We start from the raw sequence: 21,585 nt of genomic DNA, 5'->3' as shown, positions 1-21,585 counted from the left end.
ATGTAACCCGATGTGAACGGTAACATTGACCGGAACATCACCGGACCTGGTATCGAAGGAGATCCGTGAGCGAGACGACGACGTTGCCCACCGTGGCCGGACCGATCCTCGAGATGCGCAGCATCACGAAGGAGTTCCCGGGCGTGAAGGCCCTCTCGGATGTGTCGATCACCGTGCGCACCGGCGAGGTGCACGCGATCTGCGGTGAGAACGGCGCGGGGAAGTCGACCCTGATGAAGGTGCTGTCGGGCGTGTACCCGTACGGCAGCTACGACGGCGAGATCCTGCTCTACGGGCAGGAGCAGCGCTTCCGGGACATCGCGGCCAGCGAGCATGCCGGCATCGCGATCATTCACCAGGAGCTCGCGCTCATCCCGGAGCTCTCGATCACCGAGAACATCTTCCTCGGCAACGAGATCCGCCGCGGCGCGCGCATCGACTGGACCGCGCAGAAGCAGCGCACCGTCGAGCTGCTCGCCCGCGTCGGCCTCCGGGAGGATCCCGACGTCGCGGTCAAGCACCTCGGCGTGGGCAAGCAGCAGCTCATCGAGATCGCGAAGGCGCTCAACAAGGACGTCAAGCTGCTCATCCTCGACGAGCCGACCGCCGCGCTGAACGAGAACGACTCCCAGCATCTGCTCGACCTGATCCTCGGCCTCAAGGCCAAGGGGATCACGTCGATCATCATCAGCCACAAGCTCAACGAGATCGAGCAGATCGCGGACGAGATCACGATCATCCGCGACGGCCGCACGGTCGAGACGCTCGACGTGGGCCGCGGCGAGATCAACGAGGACCGCATCATCCGCGGCATGGTCGGGCGCTCGCTCGAGAGCCGCTACCCCGACCGCACGCCGGAGATCGGGGAGGTGTTCTTCCAGGTCAAGGACTGGTGGGTGCGTCACCCCAGCGTGTCCGAGCGCATGGTCGTGAAGGGCTCCAGCATCGAGGTGCGCCGCGGCGAGGTCGTCGGCATCGCGGGCCTCATGGGCGCCGGCCGCACCGAGTTCGCGATGAGCATCTTCGGCCGCTCCTACGGTCAGTACCTGTCCGGCACGATCATCAAGGACGGCCAGGAGATCGCGCTGCCCGACGTGCGCAGCGCGATCCGGCACGGACTCGCGTACGTGAGCGAGGACCGCAAGGTGCTCGGGCTCAACCTGCTCGACACGATCAAGCGGTCGATCGTGTCGGCCAAGCTGTCCAAGATCTCCCGCAACGGCGTCGTGAACGACGTCGAGGAGGCGCAGGTCGCGGAGCGCTACCGCAAGTCGCTGCGCATCAAGACGCCGACCGTCGAGCAGGGCGTGGGCACGCTCTCCGGCGGCAACCAGCAGAAGGTCGTGCTGGCGAAGTGGATGTTCACGGATCCGGATCTGCTGATCCTGGACGAGCCCACCCGCGGCATCGACGTCGGCGCGAAGTACGAGATCTACGGCATCATCAACGAGCTCGCAGCCCAGGGCAAGGGCGTGATCGTGATCTCCAGCGAGCTCCCGGAGCTCCTGGGCATGTCCGACCGTATCTACACCGTTTTCGAGGGGCGCGTCACCGACTGCCTCCCTGCATCCGAAGCCACCCCGGAGGCGCTCATGCGCAGCATGACCTCCCTGACTCAGAAGGCGTCCGCATGAGCACCATGACCACTCAGACCCCGCCGTCGACGACGCCGGCGCCCGAGGAGGGCTTCCGCTTCCGCGACCTCGGCAAGATGATGGGCGGCGGCCAGTCCACCAGCCGTCAGTTCGGCATCCTCGGATCCCTCGTCGTGATCATCATCATCTTCCAGATCTGGACGGGCGGGCTGACGCTCTCGCCCGGCAACCTGATCAACGTCGTCAGCCAGTACTCCTACATCCTGATCCTCGCGATCGGCATGGTGATGGTCATCATCATGGGCCACATCGACCTGTCGGTCGGCTCGGTCGCCGCGTTCGTCGGCATCATCGTGGCGCAGTCGATGGCGAACTGGCACTTCCCGTGGTGGGCGGCGATCCTCCTCGGCCTGGCGCTCGGCGCTCTCGTCGGCGCCTGGCAGGGCTTCTGGGTCGCGTTCGTGCGCGTGCCCGCGTTCATCGTGACGCTGGCGGGCATGCTGTTCTTCCGCGGTGCCAACCAGTGGTTCGGTCAGTCGACCTCCGTCGCCGTGCCCGCGGACTTCCAGTGGATCGGCGCCGGCTACCTGCCCGAGCTCGCCGTGCCCCTCGCCTTCAACGTGCTCACGATGGTGCTCGCCGTGCTCGCGGTGGTCTGGGTCGTCGTCTTCGAGGTGTTCCTGCGCCGCTCGCAGCGCAAGGCCGGCACCGAGGTCGCACCGGTCTGGGTGAGCGTCGTCAAGGTCGTCATCCTGTCCGCGCTGATCCTCGTCGCGGGCTGGCTGTTCGCCACCGGTCGTCCGGGCACGAGCTTCCCGATCTCCGGCGTGATCCTGCTGCTGCTCGTGATCGTCTACACGTTCGTCACCCGCAACACCGTGTTCGGCCGCCACCTCTACGCGGTCGGCGGCAACCGTCAGGCCGCGCGCCTGAGCGGCGTGAAGGACCGCTGGACCGACTTCTTCGTGATGATGAACATGTCGGTGCTCGCCTCGGTCGCGGCCATGATCTACGTGGCCCGCGCCACGGCCTCCGGTCCGCAGGACGGCAACGGCTGGGAGCTCGACGCGATCGCCGCGGTGTTCATCGGCGGCGCGGCGGTCTCGGGCGGCATCGGCACCGTGATCGGCTCGATCATCGGTGGTCTGGTCATGGCGTTCCTCAACAACGGTATGGCGCTGCTCGGCTTCGGCGCCGACGTCGTCTCGATGGTCAAGGGCCTCGTGCTCCTGCTCGCGGTCGCGGTCGACGTCTGGAACAAGCAGCAGGGCCGTCCGTCCCTCACCGGTTTCATCACGCGCCGGTTCTCCCGTTCGGAAGAGCCGTTCCCCACCGCCGCCGGCAGCGCGAGCGGCAAGTAAAAGAGGTCCGGGCCGCGCGTGCGGCACGATCCTGCATTCACCTGAGATGCAACACCAAGAGAGAAAGAGATCCCAATGAAGAAGATCCTCCTTTCGGCGACAGCGATCGTCGTCGCGGGTGCCTTCGCCCTGACCGGGTGCTCGTCCGAGCGCGGCGGCACGCCCGCTGCGAGCGGCGGCAGCGCCAAGGGCTTCGCGGCCGATGCGAAGATCGGTGTCGCCCTGCCGGACAAGACCAGTGAGAACTGGGTGCTGGCGGGCAAGCTGTTCACCGACGGGCTGACCAAGGCGGGCTTCAAGCCCGACGTGCAGTACGCGCCGGCCAGCAACACGGTCGCCGAGCAGCAGAACCAGATCCAGGCGATGGTCACCGGCGGTGCGAAGGTCATCATCATCGGTGCGAAGGACGGCAAGCAGCTGTCGACCCAGGTCAAGGCGGCGCACGACGCCGGCGCGACCGTCATCGCCTACGACCGTCTGATCGAGAACACCGACGCGGTCGACTACTACGTCGCGTTCGACAACTTCAAGGTCGGCCAGCTGCAGGGCCAGGCCCTGCTCGACGGTCTCGCCAAGCGCGCCGGCCACCCGGCGCCGTACAACATCGAGCTGTTCTCCGGCTCGGCGGACGACGCGAACTCGGCGGTCTTCTTCAAGGGCGCGATGGACGTGCTCGAGCCGAAGATCAAGGACGGCACGCTCAAGGTCGTCTCGGGCCAGACCGAGATCACCCAGACCGCGACCGACGGCTGGAAGGCGGAGAACGCGCAGCGCCGCATGGACGCCCTGCTCACCGCCAACTACAGCTCCGCCACGATCGACGGCGTGCTGAGCCCGAACGACACCCTCGCCCGCGCCATCATCACCTCGGTGCAGCAGGCCGGCAAGCCTGTCCCGGTGGTCACCGGTCAGGACTCCGAGGTCGAGTCGGTGAAGTCGATCATGGAGGGCGTGCAGTACTCCACGATCAACAAGGACACCACGCTGCTGGTCGCCCAGGCGATCAAGATGGCGCAGGAGCTGCAGAAGGGCGACAAGGTCGACGTCAACGACACCAAGTCCTACAACAACGGTGTGAAGGTCGTGCCGTCGTTCCTGCTCGCGCCGGTCATCGTGACCAAGGAGAACGCCGCCGAGGCGTACGCCAACGTCCCGAACCTGCTCGACGTCGTGAAGTCGTACAACAAGTAACACCCGCACCACGAGGGGCCGCGCGGACAGCATCGCGCGGCCCCTCGCCGTCCCCGGGAGCGGTGCGTCATCCTCAGCGGGCCGAGGGCGGCTCCGACTAGACTGGGCGGCGGATCGACGTCGCTCCACCAACCCACTTCCCTCTTGAACAAGGAGCACCCTGTGGCACTGATCGAGGCTGTAGGCGCACGCGAGATTCTCGACTCTCGCGGCAACCCGACCGTCGAGGTGGAGGTGCTCCTCGACGACGGCATCGTGCAGCGCGCCGCCGTCCCCTCCGGTGCGTCCACCGGCGCCTTCGAGGCGTACGAGCTGCGTGACGGCGACAAGAGCCGTTACGGGGGCAAGGGCGTCCTGAAGGCCGTCGAGGCGGTCATCGACGAGCTCGGGCCCGCGATCGAGGGCGTCGAGGCCAGCGAGCAGCGCATCATCGACGAGATCCTGATCGAGGTCGACGGCACCGACAACAAGAGCCGCGTCGGCGCGAACGCGATCCTCGGCGTGAGCCTCGCCGTCGCGAAGGCCGCCGCGGACTCGGCCGACCTGCCGCTGTTCCGCTACCTCGGCGGACCGAACGCGCACCTGCTCCCCGTTCCGCTGTTCAACGTCATCAACGGCGGCTCGCACGCCGACAACGGCATCGACATGCAGGAGTTCTTCCTGGCCCCGATCGGCGCCGACAGCTTCTCCGAGGCGCTGCGCTGGGGCACGGAGGTCTACCACGTGCTCAAGGGCGAGCTGAAGGCCGCGGGCTTCGCGACCGGCCTCGGCGACGAGGGCGGCTTCGCCCCCGACCTGCCCAGCAACCGCGAGGGGCTGGAGTTCCTGGTCAAGGCGATCGAGAAGGCCGGCTTCACGCCGGGCACCGACATCGCGCTCGGCCTGGACGCCGCCGCGACCGAGTTCTACAACGACGGCGTGTACCGCCTCGACGACAAGGACTGGGACGCCGCCTCGCTCACCGACTACTACGTGGGCCTGGTCAAGGACTTCCCGATCGTCACGATCGAGGACGCGCTGGCCGAGGACGACTGGGACGGCTGGAAGGCCCTCACCGAGAAGCTGGGATCCTCGATCCAGCTCGTCGGCGACGACCTGTTCGTCACCAACCCGGAGCGCCTGCAGAAGGGCATCGACCTCGGCGTCGCCAACTCGCTGCTGGTCAAGGTGAACCAGATCGGCACGCTGTCCGAGACCCTCGACGCGATCAGCCTGGCGCACCGCTCCGGCTACACCACGATGCTCTCGCACCGCTCGGGCGAGACCGAGGACACCACCATCGCCGACCTCGTCGTCGCCGTGAACTCGGGCCAGATCAAGAGCGGCGCGCCCGCTCGGTCGGAGCGCGTCGCCAAGTACAATCAGCTTCTGCGCATCGAGGAGGAGCTGGGTGATGCCGCGGTCTTCGCCGGGCGCTCCGCCTTCCCGCGTTTCAAGGGCTGATCAGCGCATCCGCTGAATCGAAGGAGGAGTCATGACCGAACGGCGGACTCCTCCTTCGTCGTCTCGGCGAGCGAGCACGGACGCTCGCGCCGAGACGCGAGCCGCGCGGCCCGGGTCGGCTCGCGCGGTGGACGTGCGGGGCTGGGTCGGCGGGATCCGGCTCAGCGGGTTCATGGTCATCATGCTGTCGCTCGTCGTGCTCGGCGCCTGGGTGCTCGTGCCCACGCTCGGCACCTATCTGGATCAGCGCCAGCGCATCGCCGCACTCGAGCAGTCGGTCGCGGTCACCCAGAAGCAGATCGACGGCCTCAAGGCCGAGCGCGAGCGCTGGAACGACCCCGCCTACATCACGGCCCAGGCCAGGCAGCGGCTGTTCTACGTGAAGCCGGGGGAGGTCGTCTACCTCATCGACAACGACATCGATCCCGCGGCCCGTCCCCTCGAGCAGGCGAAGATCAGCGACACGGTCCAGGAGAAGTCCTCGGACTGGGCCGGCCAGCTGCTGCGCAGCGTGACCGAGGCGGGACTCGCCAAGACGGCGGCCGGCTCGGCCGGGCGCTGAGGATCCCCGCGGCTCGACCCCGTACCCTGGAGGGGTGACCACGCCGCCCTTCGCCCCGCCCACCGACGCCGAGCTCGCGGTCGTCTCCGCACAGCTCGGCCGCGAGGCACGCGGAGTCGTCGGCATCGCCGCGCGCTGCGTCTGCGGCAACCCCACGGTCGTGGCGACCCTGCCGCGGCTGTCCGACGGCTCGCCGTTCCCCACGTTCTACTACCTCACGCACCCCGCCGCGGCGGCCGCGATGTCGACCCTCGAGGCCGACCACGTGATGCCGGAGCTCGCGCTGCTGCTCGACGACGAGGACGTCGCCGCCGCGTATCTGCGCGCGCACCAGGCGTACCTCGCCGACCGTGCGCAATTCGGCGACGTCCCCGAGATCGCCGGGGTCTCCGCCGGCGGCATGCCCACCAGGGTGAAGTGCCTGCACGCCCTGGCCGGCCACGCGCTGGCCGCGGGCGAGGGCGTCAACCCCATCGGAGACGAGGCCCTGCGTCGCTCGCGGTGGTCGGCCGAGCGCTGCGAGTGCGTCGAGCCGGGAGCCGCACTGGGACGGTGAACCGAGTCCGATGACCGCGCCTCGCGCCCTTTCCCCCCGCGCCCGGCGGCTCCGCGCCGCCGTCGCGCTGCTGGCCCTCGCGCTCGTCGCTCCGCTGGCGATCGGGGCGACCCCGACCCCGACGCCCGATCCCGTGCGCGCCGCCGAATACTGGATCGAGGGCGCGCACATCGACGCCGCCTGGAAGACCACGCGCGGCGCGGGCGTGACGATCGCCGTGATCGACACCGGCATCGCGAACGGACCGAACGCCTTCCAGGGCGCGGTCTCCGACGGCACCGACGTGTCCGGAATCGGATCCGAGGACGGCCGCACCCCGCTGGGTCCGCTGGACAGCGACCACGGCTCCCGGGTCGCGTCGCTCGCCGCGGGGCGGCCGAACGCCGATGGCACGGGCATGATCGGGGTCGCTCCGGAGGCCAAGCTGCTCTCGATCTCGCTGGGCTTCGGCACCACGGCGCCTGTGCCGTTCACGAAGCAGGTCGCGGACGCGATGCGGTGGGCGGTGGACCACGGCGCGAACGTCATCAACCTGTCCTTCACGACGAACACACTGGACTGGGACCGCAGCTGGGACGACGCGTTCCTCTACGCCTTCGAGCACGACGTCGTGGTGGTCGTGGCCGCCGGGAACCGCGGCAGCGGCACCGCGATGGTCGGCGCGCCGGCCACCATCCCCGGCGTGCTCGCCGTCGGGGGAGTGGATCAGCGGGGCGTCGCGAGCAAGGCGGCGTCGACGCAGGGGATCTCGATCGCCGTGTCCGCGCCGAGCGAGTCGCTGCTCGGGGTCGACGCCGACGGCACGGTCGAGACCTGGAACGGCACGAGCGGTGCGGCGCCGATCGTCGCGGGCGTCGTCGCGCTGGTGCGCGCCGCGCATCCGGACATGGACGCGAACAACGTGATCAACCAGATCATCCAGACCGCCCGTCGCGCGCCGCAGGCGACCGCGCATCCCGACCCGCTGTACGGGTACGGGCTGGTCGACGCGGCCGCCGCCGTCAGCACCGTGCAGCCCCCGGTCGACCAGAACCCCTTGGGCGACCTCGCTGACTGGGTGCGTCTGCACCGCCGCGCCCAGGCTCCCGCGCCGACCCCGGCGACGTCCACGCCGGTCCCGATCCCCCCTCTGCCGAAGGCCGATGCGCCGGCGAAAGCGGTCTCGCCGCTGATCCCCAGCCCCGATTCACTGCTGTACGGTACCCTGCCGCTCGTCGCGCTCACGCTGCCTGGTATCCTGATAGCGCTTGGCGTCACTGCTGCTGCCCGGCGCATCCGTTCGGCGCGCGCATCTGCACGCCAAAATCCCGATGACTGAGGAGTAAGCCTCCGTGACTGAGAGCACCGTGGCAAAGAGCGCCGTCGCGCCCAAGATCCTGATCGTGGGCGGTGGCTATGCCGGCTTCTACACCGCATGGAAGCTCGAGAAGCACCTCCGCAAGGGCGAGGCAGAGGTGACCATGGTCGACCCGCTGCCGTACATGACGTACCAGCCGTTCCTCCCCGAGGTCGCCGCCGGATCGATCGAGGCGCGCCACGCGGTGGTCGCGCACCGTCGCCACCTCTCGCGCACCAACGTGGTCACCGCGAAGGTCACCGGCATCAACCACGCCGAGAAGGTCGCGACCATCACGCCCTCGGTGGGCGAGCCGTACGAGTTCGCGTACGACCAGATCGTGGTCACCGCCGGTGCCGTCTCTCGCACGTTCCCGATCCCGGGCATCGCCGACAACGCGATCGGACTGAAGACCATCGAAGAGGCCGTCGCCGTGCGCGACAAGCTGCTGTCGAACTTCGACAAGGCGGCGTCGATCCCGGCCGGCCCCGAGCGCGACCGCCTGCTCACGGTCGTCGTGGTCGGCGGCGGATTCGCCGGCATCGAGGCGTTCGCCGAGCTGCGCTCCTTCGCGTCGGCGCTGATTGCCAAGTACCCGCAGCTGTCCTTCGACGACACCCACTTCCACCTCATCGAGGCGATGGGCCGGATCATGCCCGAGGTCTCGCTCAAGACGAGCGAGTGGGTGCTGAAGGACCTGGCCAAGCGCGGCGCGAACGTGCACCTCGACACGCAGGTCAAGGGCGCCGTCGACGGCAACGTCGAGCTCTCCACGGGCGAGGTCATCCCGTCCGACCTGATCGTGTGGACCGCCGGTGTCATGGCCAACCCGACCGTCGTGCGCGGCGGCGACCTGCCGGTCGAGGAGCGCGGTCGCATCCAGACCCGCGCCGACCTGCGCGTGGGCACGGCCGACGCCTTCGTCGAGGGCGCCTGGGCTGCCGGTGACGTCTCGGCCGTTCCCGACCTCTCGGGCGGCGGCGTGGGCGGCATGTGCGTGCCGAACGCGCAGCACGCGGTGCGTCAGGCGAAGCTGCTCGCGAAGAACCTGGTCGCGGTGCTGCGCGGCGAGACGCCGAAGGACTACATCCACAAGAACCTGGGCGCCGTGGCCGGTCTCGGCCTCTACAACGGCGTGTTCCAGTCGGGCAAGATCGCGCTGAAGGGCTTCATCGCCTGGCTCGCGCACCGCGGCTACCACGGCCTGGCCATGCCGTCGTGGGAGCGCAAGTGGCGCGTGCTGTGGGGCTGGTGGAACAACCTGTGGCTCGGTCGCGACATCGTCGGCCTCGAGGCCGTGCAGACGCCGCGCGCCGTCTTCGAGGAGTTCGCCGCGCGCCCGCGTCCGGCGGTCGAGGCGGCTCCGGCGGCGCCGGCCGCCGCGGCTCCGGCGGCCAAGGCCGACACGGCCAAGCCTGCCGCTGAGCGCCCCGCCGCCAAGAAGCCCGCAGAGGCCGCGGCCAAGTAACGCCCTCGGAACGCCCCCGATCCCGCTCGACGGAGCCGATCGGGGGCGTTCCGCATTCCCGGATCCGATCGCCTCCGGATGTGCCGGAGGGGCCGCGGATCCTGTGCCGGACGCTACGATCCGTCTGTGGACTTCGTCGTGCTCTACCGTCTGCGCGAGGGCGTGGACCGCGCCCGCGTGGGCGAGGTGTTCCCGCGTCATCAGGCCTACTACCGGGCCTTCCACGAGGCCGGGGGAGAGCTGATCGCGCTCGGTCCTTTCGCGACGGCCGACGCGGCCGCCGGATCCATGGGGGTCTTCGCGACGCGGGAGGCCGCAGAGCGCTTCATCGCGGACGACCCGTTCGTGACCGAGGGGCTCGCGGACGCGCGGATCCTGGACTGGAACGCGGTGTGGCTCGACGGCCGCCCCGGCGCGTGACCGGGTGCCCCCGCTGGGATTCGAACCCAGACTGAAGCGATTTTAAGTCGCCTGCCTCTGCCGTTGGGCTACGGGGGCCTGCTCCGAGCCTAGCGAGCGCGGCACCCTGCGCGATGTTGACTCAGAGCCAATAGGGTGGACTCGTGCTCGAGCTCATCGCCGATCAGGGCCGTGTCGCCGCCCCGACCCGTCACCGCGCCCAGCCCTGGCAGGATCCCGCCCGATGGTGGCCGCGGCTGACCGAGGCGACCGCGCACCTTCCCGCGCCCGTCGCCGTGATCGACCTCGAGGCGCTGCGCTACAACGCGATGGACATGGTGGTGCGGGCCGGGGGGCTGCCGATCCGGATCGCGACGAAGTCGGTACGCGTGCGGGAGGTCATCGACGCGGCGCTGCGGGTGCCCGGCTACCGGGGCCTGCTCGCCTTCACGCTGGCGGAGGCGCTCTGGCTCGCCGAGGACCACGACGACATCGTGCTCGCGTACCCCACGGCCGATCGAGCGTCGCTGCAGCGCCTGCTCGGCGACGAGCAGGCGTGTGCGCGGATCACCCTGATGGTCGACGACGAATCGCAGCTGGACTTCATCGACGCGATCACCGCGCCCGGGAAGCGTCCGCGCGTGCGCATCGCGATCGATGCCGACGCCTCGTGGCGTGCTCCGGGACTCGGCCACATCGGGGTGTTCCGCTCGCCGCTGCACGCCCCCGAGGAGGTCGCGCGCTTCGCCCGGCGCGCCGCGGAGCGCGGCGGCTTCCGCCTCGTCGGCCTGCAGATGTACGAGGCGCAGATCGCCGGCCAGGGCGACGACACCGGCAGCGGCGACACCCTGATCCGCACGGTGCAGGCGCAGTCGCGTCTGGAGCTGCGGGAGCGCCGGGCGCGCATCGCCGAAGCCGTGCGCGCGCTCGTGCCGCTGGACTTCGTCACCGGCGGCGGCACCGGCTCTCTCGAGTACACCGGATCCGATCCGGCCCTCACCGAGATCACCGCGGGCAGCGGCCTGCTCGCGGGACACCTGTTCGACGGCTACCGCTCCTTCGACCTCGCGCCGGCCAGCGCGTTCGCCTTCGACGTCGTGCGCCGTCCCGCCGCCGACATCGCGACGATCCTGGGCGGCGGGTGGATCGCGTCCGGGCCGCCCGTCTCGTCGCGGCAGCCGCGGCCGGTGTGGCCGCAGGGTCTGCAGACGGCGCCGCGCGAAGCCGCCGGAGAGGTGCAGACACCGCTGCGCGGGGAAGCCGCCCGCACCCTGCGGATCGGGGACCGCGTCTGGCTGCGCCATGCGAAGAGCGGCGAGCCGGCGGAGCGGATCCTGAGCTACCACCTCGTCGACGGCGATCGCGTCGTCGGCGAACTGCCCACGTACCGCGGCGAGGGGAAGGCCTTCCTGTGACACGACCCGGAGGAACCTGGCAGAACTGGGGCCGCTCCGCCGCGATCCGGCCGATCCGCGTGGAGCGGCCGCGCTCGCCCGAAGGCGTGCAGCGGGCCGTGCGCGCCGCTGCCGCCCAGAACCTGCGGGTCAAGGCGGTCGGCGCCGGCCACAGCTTCACCGGCGTGGCCGTGGCTCCCGATGTGCTGCTCGAGCTCGACGATCTGCAGGGGCTGGTGTCCGCCGACGAGGCGCGCGGGCGGGTCACGCTGCTCGCGGGCACCCGGCTGCACCGCATCCCGGCGCTCCTCGCGCCCTACGGACTCGCGATGGAGAACCTGGGCGACATCGACCGGCAGTCGATCTCCGGCGCCATCTCGACCGGCACCCACGGCACCGGCGCCGGATTCCGCGGCATCGCCGCGCAGGTCGTCGGCGTCACCCTGATCACCGCCGCGGGGGAGTTCCTGCGGGTGGACGAGACGCAGAACGCCGAGCTGCTGCCCGCGCTCGCGCTCGGACTCGGCGCCCTCGGGATCCTCGTCGAGGTCACCCTGCAGTGCGTGCCCGCCTTCGTGATGCACGCGGTCGACGCGCCTGCCCCGCTGGACGAGGTGCTGGACTCCGTGCACGAGCGCGTCGGCGCCGCGGACCACTTCGAGTTCTACTGGTTCCCCCACACCGACGTCGCCCTGACCAAGACCACCGAGCGGCTGCCGGAGTCGGCGGTGCGGCGCCCCCTGCCGAAGGTGGGGAAGTGGATCGACGAGACGCTCCTCTCCAACGGCGTCTACCGCGCGGTGTGCGCGGCCGGCGTCGTCGTGCCCGCGATCACGCCGTCCTTCAGCAGGCTCGCCGTGAAGCTCACGGGTGACCGCGAGTACACCGACCTCTCCCACCGCGTGCTGACGCAGAGCCGCACGGTGCGGTTCCGGGAGATGGAGTACGCCGTGCCGCAGGATCAGGTGGTGCCCGTGTTCCGCGCCGTGCAGGCGCTCATCGCCCAGCGCGGATGGCGGATCGAGTTCCCGATCGAGGTGCGGTTCGCCGCGGCCGACGACCGCTGGCTGTCCACGGCGCACGGCCGGGAGTCGGCGTACATCGCCGTGCACCGCTACTGGCGGCACGATCCGCGCGAGTACTTCGACGCGGTCGAGGCGATCTGCCTCGCCCACGGCGGGCGCCCGCACTGGGGCAAGCTGCACTCGCTCGACGCGGAGCAGCTGCGGGAGCGCTATCCCCGCTTCGACGACTTCCTCGCCCTGCGGGACAGGCTGGATCCGGAGCGCCGCTTCTCCAACCGCTATCTGGAGCGCGTGCTCGGCGCCTGACCGTTCCCTGGCAGCCCGGCGAACACGGAGCATGCCGGGATAGGATGGGCGCAATCGCGTCTGCAAGGGGGTCGTCGTCCGTGGATGTTCTTGTTCCAGTGCTCGTCGTCGTCGGAGTGATCGTCGTTCTGATCGCTGCCGTCGGCATCTATCTGTGGGCCACGTACAACTCGCTCGTGCAGCTGGGGGTCCGCGTCGACGAGGCGTGGAGCGACATCACGGTCCAGCTCAAGCGACGAGCGGATCTGATCCCGAATCTCATCGACACGGTCAAGGGCTATGCGGCCCACGAGAAGGCCGTGTTCGAGAACGTCACGCGCGCCCGGGCGGAGACGCTGTCCGCCTCCACTCCGGGTGAGGCGGGCGCGGCCGAGGGACATCTGCAGCAGGCCCTGAAGAGCCTGTTCGCGGTGGCCGAGGCCTATCCGCAGCTGCAGGCGAGCCAGAACTTCCTGCAGCTGCAGTCCGCGCTCGTCGACACGGAGGACAAGATCCAGGCGTCGCGCCGGTTCTACAACGGCGGCGTGCGCGAGCTCAACACCAAGATCAAGGTGTTCCCGAACAACCTGTTCGCCCGCAACCTCGGCTTCACCGAGCGCGAGTTCTTCGAGGTCGCCGACGGCGCGGCCATCGCCGAACCTCCCCGCGTCCAGTTCTGACACGGGATCCCGCTCAGCCGCCCGTCCCCAGCGGAATCTGATCCATCCGGCCGGCGTCGTGACGCCTGGCCCGCTCGGGGTGGGCGTCGAGCGCGGCGGCGAGATCGTCGGATGCATCGCCCCATGAGGACACGGAGACGTGCTCCAGTCCTTGCCAGGCCGCGGCGGTGCGAAGCTCTGCCGCGATGCGCTCCACATCGGCGGCGGGCCTGGCCTGCGGCTCCCACCAGGCCGACTGCACGCGCAGGGTTCCCGTCGCGCGATCCGCCTTCAGGTCCACGCGCGCGGAGATGCGGTCGCCGACGAGCACCGGCAGCGAGTAGTAGCCGTATCGCCGCTTCGCAGCCGGCGTGTAGATCTCGATCCGGTAGTCCAGCGCGAACGTCCGCAGTGCGCGGTCGCGGAACCAGACCACCGGATCGAAGGGGGTGAGGATCGCGGTCGCGTCGATGCGCCGGGGCAGGACCGCCTCGGTGTGCCGCCACGCGGGCACGGGACGCCCGCCGCGCTCCCACCCGCGCACGCGCACCGGCGCCAGCTCGCCCTGGTCGACGAGATCCGCGATCGCCGACAGCACCAGCGCCCGGTCCTTGATGCGGTAGTAGTCCGCGATGTCGGCGGCCGTCGCCACGCCGTGCGCCCGGGCTGCCCGGCGCACGAGCTCGCCGATCGCGGCCGCGCGGTCCCGGTCGCGGCCGAGCAGGTCCCCGGGCACGACATCCTCGGCCAGGGCGTAGCGGCGCTCGAAGCCGTCACGTCCGGCGATCGCGACATCGCCGATCCGCCACAGGTACTCGAGGGCGTGCTTGACCTCGTCCCACTCCCACCAGCCGCCCCGGCCGCCCGGCGCGTCGCCGCGGATGTCGGCCGGGCGGGAGGGACCGCGGTCGCGCAGCTCGGCGCGCACCCAGTCCAGCGTGCGCGCCGACGAGCTCTGCCCCCAGAACGCGCCGCGCTTGGCGCGGAAGGCCTCGCGACGGAAGCCCCACAGCGGCCAGTCCTCGACCGGCAGGAAGGTGGCCTCGTGCGCGAGGTACTCGGTGTAGCGGCCGGTGCGCGCCGCGCTGGGCCGGGACAGGAACGCGCGCTCGAGCACCGCAGGATCGTAGGCGCCCAGCCGGGAGAACAGCGGCAGGTAGTGCGAGCGCGCGAAGACGTTCACCGAGTCGATCTGCAGCACGCCCATGCGCGCCATGGCCGCGTGCAGGTGCCGCACGCCCGGCGACGCGGGACGGCGGCGGGAGAACCCCTGCGCCGCGAGCGCGACCCGCCGCGCCTCACTGGCGCTCAGCGTGTCGACGGGGGAGGGGGCGGGCGGAGATCCTGTCACGTCCGTCAGCGTAACGACCGCCGCCGACACCGGCGCCGGGGGCGCTCCGGCGCCCCCGTAGACTGGATCGATGAGCGAGGACAGCACACCCCGGCTGCGCGATCTCCTCCGGCAGCGATCCGTCACCGGCCGCGTCGACGTGCGCGACGACGTGCAGCGCGCACTGCCGTCCGGCTTGCGCATCGCCACCGCGTACTCCTGGCGGCTGCTCGTGATCGCGGCCGCCCTGGGCGTCGTGATCTGGCTGGTGATGCTGTTCAAGATCCTGGTCATCCCGCTGATGATCGCGATCCTGCTCACGGCTCTGCTCTGGCCCGCGTTCAGCGTCATGCTGCGCGCCCGCTGGCCGCGCTGGCTCGCGATCGTCGTCGCCCTCCTCGGCACCGTCGCGATCGTCGGGGGCCTGCTGTGGCTTGCGATCTGGCAGATCACCCAGCAGTGGGGCGGAGTCCAGGCGCGCACCGTGGCGGTGTGGGGGGAGCTGCAGCAGTTCCTCATCGAGGGGCCCCTGCACCTCACCCCGACGCAGATCACGGATCTGCTCGACCAGGCCGGCACCTTCCTCAGCGAGCAGGGCGAGCTGCTGAAGTCGGGCGCGATCGCCGTCGGCTCCACCTTCGGCCACGTCGCCACCGGCGCCGTGCTGACGCTCTTCATCCTGCTCTGCCTGCTCGCCGACGGCGGCGGCATCTGGGCCTGGACCCTCAAGCTCTTCCCGAAGGCCTCGCGCCCCGCGGTGGACGCCGCGGCGCAGAACGGCTGGGCGACCGTGATCAACTACGCCCGCACGCAGATGCTCGTCGCGTTCATCGACGCGCTGGGTATCGGCCTCGGCGCCTTCCTGCTGGGCGTGCCCCTGGCCGTCCCCGTCGCCGTGCTGGTGTTCCTGGGCTCGTTCATCCCGATCGTCGGGGCGGTGGTGACCGGAACCCTCGCGGTGTTCCTCGCGCTCGTGTACAACGGCCCCTGGATCGCGCTGTGGATGCTGGTCGTCGTGCTCGCCGTCCAGCAGATCGAGGGGCACATCCTGCAGCCGATCCTGATGGGGTCGGCGGTCAAGGTGCACCCGCTCGCGGTCGTCCTCGTGGTGGCCGGCGGCGCACTCATCGCGGGCATCCCCGGGGCGCTGTTCGCCGTGCCGCTCGCCGCATTCGTGAACGTGGCGGCCGTGACCATCAACTCCGGTGCCTGGCGCACCGGCGCCGACCCCGACGGCGACTACATCTGGCGGACCGTGCCGCGGGCGCGGAGAAGGAGCAGGCGATGACGAACGAGACGACGACCACCCTCGCCGGGATCCCCACGCTGGCCGAGATCCAGCGGGTGGCGGACAGCCTGGACGGCGTCATCGTGCGCACCCCGACGCTGCCCTCGGTCGCGCTGACCAAGGTGCTGGGGTCGCCCGTGTCGCTCAAGCTGGAGAATCTGCAGCGCACCGGCTCGTTCAAGATCCGCGGCGCGGTGCACCGCCTCTCCAAGCTCACCGCCGAGGAGCGCGCGCGGGGCGTCGTGGCCGCCTCCGCCGGGAACCACGCGCAGGGCGTCGCGCTCGCGGCGCAGGCGCTGGGCATCCCCGCGACGATCTTCATGCCCATGGGCGTGCCGGTGCCGAAGCTGCTCGCCACGCGCGGGTACGGTGCCGAGGTCGTGCTCGAGGGCGAGACGGTCGCGACCTCGCTGCGTCTCGCGGCGGAGTTCGCCGAGCGCACCGGCGCGGTCTTCATCCCGCCGTTCGATCATCGCGACATCGTCACCGGTCAGGCCACGCTGGGCCTCGAGCTCATGGAGGACGTGCCCGACGTCGACACGATCCTGGTCGGCATCGGCGGCGGCGGTCTCATCGCGGGAGTCGCCGCAGCGGTGAAGGCGCGGGCCGCGGAGCAGGGGCGCACGGTGCGCGTCATCGGCGTGCAGGCGGAGAACGCGGCCGCGATGGGGCCGTCGCTCGACGCGGGGCACCCGGTCGAGATCGTCACGCAGCCGACGATCGCCGACGGCATCCTGGTGGCGCGTCCCGGCGACGTGCCGTTCGCCATGATCCAGGAGCTCGTCGACGAGGTCGTGACGGTGAGCGACGACGACATCGCACGCGCACTGCTGCTGCTGCTCGAGCAGGCCAAGGTCGTGGTGGAACCGGCCGGCGCGGTCGGCGTCGCGGCGATCCTCGCGGGGAAGGTGCACGACACGGGCAACACGCTCGCGGTGCTCTCGGGCGGCAACATCGACCCTCTGCTGCTGCAGCGCGTGGTCTCGCACGGGCTCGCGGCGTCGGGCCGCTACCTCACTCTGCGCATCCCCCTCCCGGACCGCCCCGGCCAGCTGGCCCGGGTGTCGGAGCTCATCGCGCACGCCGGTGCGAACGTCATCGAGGCGATGCACACACGGCACGGGCACGGCCTGCAGATCAACGACGTCATCCTCGAGCTCAGCGTGGAGACGCGCGGTCCGGAGCACTCGCAGCTCACGCTGGACACGCTGCGCGCCGCGGGCTTCGAGCCGGTGGTCGTGCAGGACTGAGGCGCGTCCGCCGCGATCCGGACGGGACCGGGGCCGGGGAGCGCGAGGACGGAGGCCGAGCCCCGCAGTGTCCGAGACTCCACGTAGACTCTTCCGGTGACTGTGCAGGGGATCATCCGCGCTCTGGAAGAGGAGGCGTCCGGATTCCGCGACGCCCTGACCTGGGCGCAGACCGATGCCGACCTGCTCGCGAGCGCCGGCATGGACGCGCCGATGCTGGCCGGGCTCCTCGAGCGCCGTGCCGCCGCGGGCCGGCCGGCCGCCCTGCTCGTGGTCGCCCCGACCGGCCGGCGGGCGGAGTCCCTGGCGGCAGCGCTGGGATCGTACCTGCCGGAGGCCGAGATCCTCTCGTTCCCCGCCTGGGAGACCCTCCCTCATGAGCGCCTGAGCCCGAGCCCCGACACGGTCGGTCGGCGCCTCGAGGTGCTGCGCCGGATGCGGATCTGGTCGGGCGAGCGCCCGCTCGTGGTCGTCGCGTCGGTGCGGGCGGCCCTGCAGCCGGTCGCCGCCGGACTGGGCGATGTGGAGCCGCTCGAGCTCGCCGTCGGCGGGCGCGGCTACGACCTCGACGGCGTGGCGGCCTCCCTGGTCGAGCGCGCGTACTCGCGGGTGGACATGGTGTCGCGGCGCGGCGAGTTCGCGGTGCGCGGCGGCATCCTCGACGTCTTCCCTCCGACCGCGGAGCACCCCTCGCGCGTCGAGTTCTTCGGCGACGAGGTCGACCAGATCCGTCTGTTCTCGGTGGCCGACCAGCGCTCCTTGCCTGTGGCACCCACCGCGGTCGCGTTGCCCGCGAGCCGCGAGCTGCTGCTGACCGCCGAGGTCCGCGAGCGCGCGGGGTCCCTCGTCGAGGCCTTCCCCGGCATCGCCGGCATGCTCCAGAAGATGGCGGAGGGTATCCCGGTCGAGGGCATGGAGTCGCTGCTGCCCGTGGTGGCCGGTCCGGTGGTGCCTCTCGTCGACTACCTCCCGAACGGCGCAGCCGTCGCCCTCGTCGATCCCGAGCGCAGCGGAGCCCGGGCCGCGAGCCTCGGCGAGACGAACCGCGAGTTCCTCGACGCGGCCTGGAGCGCCGCGACCGCGGGCGCCTCCGCGCCGATCGACCTGCAGACCGGCGACTTCCTCTCGATCGGGGAGCTGCGCACCGCCGTGCACGATCGTGACGGCGTGTGGTGGCGGCTCAGCGCCTTCGACGCGGGCGCCGACGATGCGGCCTTCGACCACGGCGCCGACGGGGTGCGCGCCGCGCCCATCCCGTCGTTCCACGGCAACGTCGACGGCGCGATCGAGTTCACCGCGGGCCGCGTCTCGGACGGGTGGCGGGTGGTGCTGGTCTCTTCCGGGGCGGGCCTGGTCGACCGCGCCCGCGACGTGCTCGCCGATCGCGGCATCGCGGCGCGCGTGGTCGCGTCTCTGCCGGAGAGCCCGGATCCGGGGATCGCGACGCTCGTGACCGGCGCGATCGAGTCCGGCTTCCAGATCGCGGACGCGAAGATCGCGGTCATCACCGAGAACGAGTTCTACGGACGCACGATCGGCGGGGACACCCGGGTCGTGAAGAAGCTTGCGTCGCGACGGAAGAACGTCGTGGATCCGATGCAGCTCAAGGCCGGGGACTTCGTCGTGCACCAGACGCACGGCATCGCGCGCTTCGTGGAGATGACCCAGCGCGAGGTGTCCTCGGGCGGCCGCCATGCCGTCAAGACCACGCGCGACTACCTCGTGCTCGAGTACGCGCCGACCAAGCGGGGCTACCCGGGCGACAAGCTCTACGTGCCGACCGATCAGCTCGACCTGCTCTCCAAGTACGTCGGCGGCGAGGCTCCCACGCTGTCGAAGATGGGCGGCAGCGACTGGGCCGCCGCCAAGGGCAAGGCGCGCAAGGCGGTGCGCGACATCGCCGTCGAGCTCGTCAAGCTGTACTCCGCGCGCATGGCGGCGAAGGGATACGCCTTCGGCAAGGACACGCCGTGGCAGCGCGAGCTGGAGGAGGCGTTCCCGTTCGCGGAGACGCCCGATCAGCTGCAGACCATCGACGAGATCAAGTCCGACATGGAGCGGCCGATCCCGATGGACCGCCTGCTCAGCGGCGACGTCGGCTTCGGCAAGACCGAGGTCGCCGTGCGCGCCGCGTTCAAGGCCATCCAGGACGGCAAGCAGGTCGCGATGCTCGTTCCGACGACGTTGCTCGTCAAGCAGCACCTGGAGACCTTCACCGAGCGCTTCGCCGGCTTCCCGGTCAAGGTGCGGCCGCTGTCGCGGTTCCAGACCGACAAGGAGGCGCGACTCACGCTGGACGGCCTGCTCGAAGGATCCGTCGACATGGTGATCGGCACGCACCGGATCCTCACCGACCAGGTGATGTTCAAGGACCTGGGTCTCATGATCATCGACGAGGAGCAGCGCTTCGGCGTCGAGCACAAGGACGCGCTGAAGAAGATGAAGACGAACGTCGACATCCTCGCGATGAGTGCGACGCCGATCCCGCGCACGCTGGAGATGGCGGTGACGGGCATCCGCGAGATGTCGACCCTGCAGACGCCGCCCGAGGACCGGCACCCGATCCTCTCGTTCGTGGGCCCGAAGAGCGACAAGCAGGTGGCCGCCGCGATCCGTCGGGAGATCCTCCGCGAAGGACAGGTCTTCTACGTGCACAACCGGGTGCAGTCGATCCAGCGCGTGGCCGCCGAGCTCGCGGAGCTGGTGCCCGAAGCGCGGATCGCGGTCGCGCACGGCAAGATGGGCGAGCACCAGCTGGAGCAGGTCGTCGACGACTTCTGGGAGCGCAAGTACGACGTGCTCGTCTCGACGACGATCATCGAGACCGGCCTCGACATCTCGAACGCGAACACGATCATCATCGACCGCGCCGACCGCTACGGCCTGAGTCAGCTGCATCAGCTCCGCGGACGCGTGGGCCGCGGCCGCGAGCGCGCCTACGCCTACTTCCTCTACGACGACAGCAAGCCGCTGAGCGAGACCGCCGCCGACCGGCTGCAGACCATCGCGGTGAACAACGACCTGGGATCCGGGATGCAGGTCGCGCTCAAGGATCTGGAGCTGCGCGGCGCCGGCAACCTGCTGGGCGCGGAGCAGGCCGGTCACATCGCCGGCGTGGGCTTCGACCTGTACCTGCGCATGATCGGCGAGGCCGTCGCGACGTTCCGCGGCGAGGAGACCGAGACCGGGGCGGAGCTGCGGCTCGAGCTGCCGGTCGACGCGCGGATCCCCGAGGCGTACATCGACAGCGAGCGACTGCGCCTGGAGGCGTATCAGAAGCTGTCCAGCGCGGCGACCGCGACCGCGCCCGACGAGGCCATCGACCACGTCGTCGAGGAGCTGACGGACCGCTACGGCACGCCTCCCGCCGAGGTGGAGGGACTGATCGCGATCGCGCGGCTGCGCCGTCGCGCCGCCCGGGCCGGGCTCACCGACGTCGTCGCGATGGGGTCGAACCTGCGGGTGGCGCCGGCGCGCCTGGAGGACTCGATGAAGGTGCGCCTGCAGCGGCTGTATCCGCAGGCGAAGCTCGTCGCCGGGGGAGAGGCGCTCGTCGTGCCGATGCCCGGGGCGGACAGGGCGGATCCGGTCGAGTGGACCGGCCAGCTCCTCACCGCGCTCTTCCCCGAGCCGGCGCCGGCCGAGGCGCCCGTCGCCGCGGGAGCGGCGTCGTGAGCGCCGAGCTCGCCGCGGCACGGCGGCGCGGCCGCGCGCTGTCCGCGGCCGAGGGACGCGCGTTCGTGGCGGAGCAGCTGTCGCAGAGCCGTCGCGCGGCGCTGCACCCGGAGAGTCGCTCCGCGGCGCCCGATCCGTCGCGGCGCTCGCGGGTGCGCCCGGAGCCGGCGGCGGATCCCCGGTGGCGCTGGATCTCGACCCGCGAGACGCATCGCGGGCGGGTGCGCATCGATGTGGACGAGGTGCAGCTCCCGACCGGCGAGCGCACCACGTTCGAGGTCGACCGCAGCGTGCCGTTCACGGTCGCGGTGCTGGTGCAGGACGGCGCCGATCTGCTGCTCGCCCGGCAGTACCGCTATCCGATCGATCGCTGGATCCTGGATCTTCCGGGCGGTGCCGCGGAATTCGGCGAGGTTCCGGAGCAGGCGGCGCGTCGCGAGCTCGAGGAGGAGCTCGGCCTCGTCGCGACCGAGCTCATCCCGCTGCACCGATTCTTCGCCAACCCGGGCCGCAGCGTCTGGGCCACTCACCTGTTCTTCGCGACCGGGGTGCGCCCGGGCCGCGCCCCGATCGACGATCCGAGCGAGAGGGTCGAACTGGCGCGGATCCCGCGCGTCGACTTCGATCAGCTGCTCGTCGAGGGCGAGATCACGGATCCCACCCTGCTCATCGCCCGCACGATGGCGGCGGTGAAGGGGCTGCTCCCGCCCATCGGCGCCTGATCGCGGCGGTCAGCACCAGGAGGCGCGCACTGTGCTCGGGGCCCCG

At 70.8% G+C, this 21,585-nt stretch carries 17 protein-coding genes and 1 tRNA gene; 16 read left to right on the top strand and 2 right to left on the bottom strand.

The window, feature by feature from the left end; all coding sequences use genetic code 11:
- Positions 1 to 113 precede the first annotated feature (113 nt).
- From mmsA to RL72_RS12685, 9 genes are all read left to right on the top strand, one after another.
- Positions 114 to 1,634 carry a multiple monosaccharide ABC transporter ATP-binding protein gene (gene mmsA / locus RL72_RS12725; protein WP_045251290.1) on the top strand — a complete coding sequence of 507 codons (1,521 nt, stop codon included), beginning with the start codon at positions 114 to 116 and terminating at the stop codon, positions 1,632 to 1,634.
- A 5-nt stretch (positions 1,635 to 1,639) separates the two neighbouring features.
- Positions 1,640 to 2,956, top strand: coding sequence for a multiple monosaccharide ABC transporter permease (gene mmsB / locus RL72_RS12720; protein WP_045251289.1), 1,317 nt, complete (start codon positions 1,640 to 1,642; stop codon positions 2,954 to 2,956).
- 75 nt (positions 2,957 to 3,031) lie between these two features.
- The gene (locus RL72_RS12715; protein WP_045251210.1) at positions 3,032 to 4,147 is read left to right on the top strand and encodes a substrate-binding domain-containing protein; all 1,116 of its coding nucleotides are present in this window, start codon (positions 3,032 to 3,034) and stop codon (positions 4,145 to 4,147) included.
- 162 nt (positions 4,148 to 4,309) lie between these two features.
- Positions 4,310 to 5,590, top strand: a complete 1,281-nt coding sequence (eno, locus tag RL72_RS12710) for a phosphopyruvate hydratase (RefSeq protein WP_045251209.1) — start codon at positions 4,310 to 4,312, stop codon at positions 5,588 to 5,590.
- Positions 5,591 to 5,717: 127 nt separating this feature from the next.
- Complete coding sequence (locus tag RL72_RS12705) at positions 5,718 to 6,152, top strand: FtsB family cell division protein (protein ID WP_045251208.1); 435 nt, start codon at positions 5,718 to 5,720, stop codon at positions 6,150 to 6,152.
- Between the two features lie 34 nt (positions 6,153 to 6,186).
- Positions 6,187 to 6,708, top strand: coding sequence for a DUF501 domain-containing protein (locus tag RL72_RS12700; RefSeq protein WP_045251207.1), 522 nt, complete (start codon positions 6,187 to 6,189; stop codon positions 6,706 to 6,708).
- Between the two features lie 10 nt (positions 6,709 to 6,718).
- Positions 6,719 to 8,026 carry a S8 family serine peptidase gene (locus RL72_RS12695; protein WP_045251206.1) on the top strand — a complete coding sequence of 436 codons (1,308 nt, stop codon included), beginning with the start codon at positions 6,719 to 6,721 and terminating at the stop codon, positions 8,024 to 8,026.
- A gap of 13 nt (positions 8,027 to 8,039) precedes the next feature.
- A complete protein-coding gene (locus tag RL72_RS12690; protein ID WP_248700468.1) occupies positions 8,040 to 9,512 on the top strand; it encodes an NAD(P)/FAD-dependent oxidoreductase in 1,473 nt (490 codons plus the stop codon).
- Positions 9,513 to 9,638: 126 nt separating this feature from the next.
- Positions 9,639 to 9,932, top strand: a complete 294-nt coding sequence (locus tag RL72_RS12685; RefSeq protein ID WP_045251205.1) for a YciI family protein — start codon at positions 9,639 to 9,641, stop codon at positions 9,930 to 9,932.
- 5 nt (positions 9,933 to 9,937) lie between these two features.
- On the opposite strand, the gene RL72_RS12680 is transcribed toward RL72_RS12685, so the two are convergent.
- A tRNA-Leu gene (locus RL72_RS12680) sits at positions 9,938 to 10,010 on the bottom strand.
- A gap of 65 nt (positions 10,011 to 10,075) precedes the next feature.
- On the opposite strand from RL72_RS12680, the gene RL72_RS12675 reads away from it, so the two are divergent.
- The 3 genes from RL72_RS12675 to RL72_RS12665 all read left to right on the top strand — a co-directional run bounded on the left by RL72_RS12675 (position 10,076) and on the right by RL72_RS12665 (position 13,295).
- Positions 10,076 to 11,326, top strand: coding sequence for an alanine racemase (locus RL72_RS12675; RefSeq protein ID WP_045251204.1), 1,251 nt, complete (start codon positions 10,076 to 10,078; stop codon positions 11,324 to 11,326).
- Positions 11,323 to 12,636 carry a D-arabinono-1,4-lactone oxidase gene (locus RL72_RS12670; protein WP_045251203.1) on the top strand — a complete coding sequence of 438 codons (1,314 nt, stop codon included), beginning with the start codon at positions 11,323 to 11,325 and terminating at the stop codon, positions 12,634 to 12,636. Before RL72_RS12675 ends, RL72_RS12670 begins: the two co-directional genes overlap by 4 nt.
- Positions 12,637 to 12,716: 80 nt before the next feature.
- Positions 12,717 to 13,295, top strand: a complete 579-nt coding sequence (locus RL72_RS12665) for a LemA family protein (RefSeq protein ID WP_045251202.1) — start codon at positions 12,717 to 12,719, stop codon at positions 13,293 to 13,295.
- A 13-nt stretch (positions 13,296 to 13,308) separates the two neighbouring features.
- Here the strand turns inward: RL72_RS12665 and RL72_RS12660 are convergent, their stop codons facing one another.
- A complete protein-coding gene (locus RL72_RS12660) occupies positions 13,309 to 14,625 on the bottom strand; it encodes a winged helix-turn-helix domain-containing protein (protein ID WP_045251287.1) in 1,317 nt (438 codons plus the stop codon).
- A gap of 70 nt (positions 14,626 to 14,695) precedes the next feature.
- Between RL72_RS12660 and RL72_RS12655 the strand changes: the two genes are divergently transcribed.
- From RL72_RS12655 to RL72_RS12640, 4 genes are all read left to right on the top strand, one after another.
- The gene (locus RL72_RS12655) at positions 14,696 to 15,892 is read left to right on the top strand and encodes an AI-2E family transporter (RefSeq protein WP_045251201.1); all 1,197 of its coding nucleotides are present in this window, start codon (positions 14,696 to 14,698) and stop codon (positions 15,890 to 15,892) included.
- On the top strand, positions 15,889 to 17,142 hold the full coding sequence (ilvA, locus tag RL72_RS12650) for a threonine ammonia-lyase (protein WP_045251200.1): 1,254 nt from the start codon (positions 15,889 to 15,891) through the stop codon (positions 17,140 to 17,142). The genes RL72_RS12655 and ilvA overlap by 4 nt, the downstream gene beginning before the upstream one ends.
- Before the next feature lie 96 nt (positions 17,143 to 17,238).
- Positions 17,239 to 20,817, top strand: coding sequence for a transcription-repair coupling factor (mfd, locus tag RL72_RS12645; protein ID WP_045251199.1), 3,579 nt, complete (start codon positions 17,239 to 17,241; stop codon positions 20,815 to 20,817).
- Entirely contained in the window at positions 20,814 to 21,539 is a 726-nt protein-coding gene (locus RL72_RS12640) for an NUDIX hydrolase (protein WP_248700467.1), read from the top strand. The genes mfd and RL72_RS12640 overlap by 4 nt, the downstream gene beginning before the upstream one ends.
- Positions 21,540 to 21,585 lie beyond the last annotated feature (46 nt).

The organism is Microbacterium azadirachtae (genome assembly GCF_000956545.1).
GTDB classification, from domain to species: domain Bacteria; phylum Actinomycetota; class Actinomycetes; order Actinomycetales; family Microbacteriaceae; genus Microbacterium; species Microbacterium azadirachtae.
The sequence above is the reverse complement of the archived record's forward strand: the minus strand, read 5'-3'. Positions and strand labels throughout refer to the sequence as shown.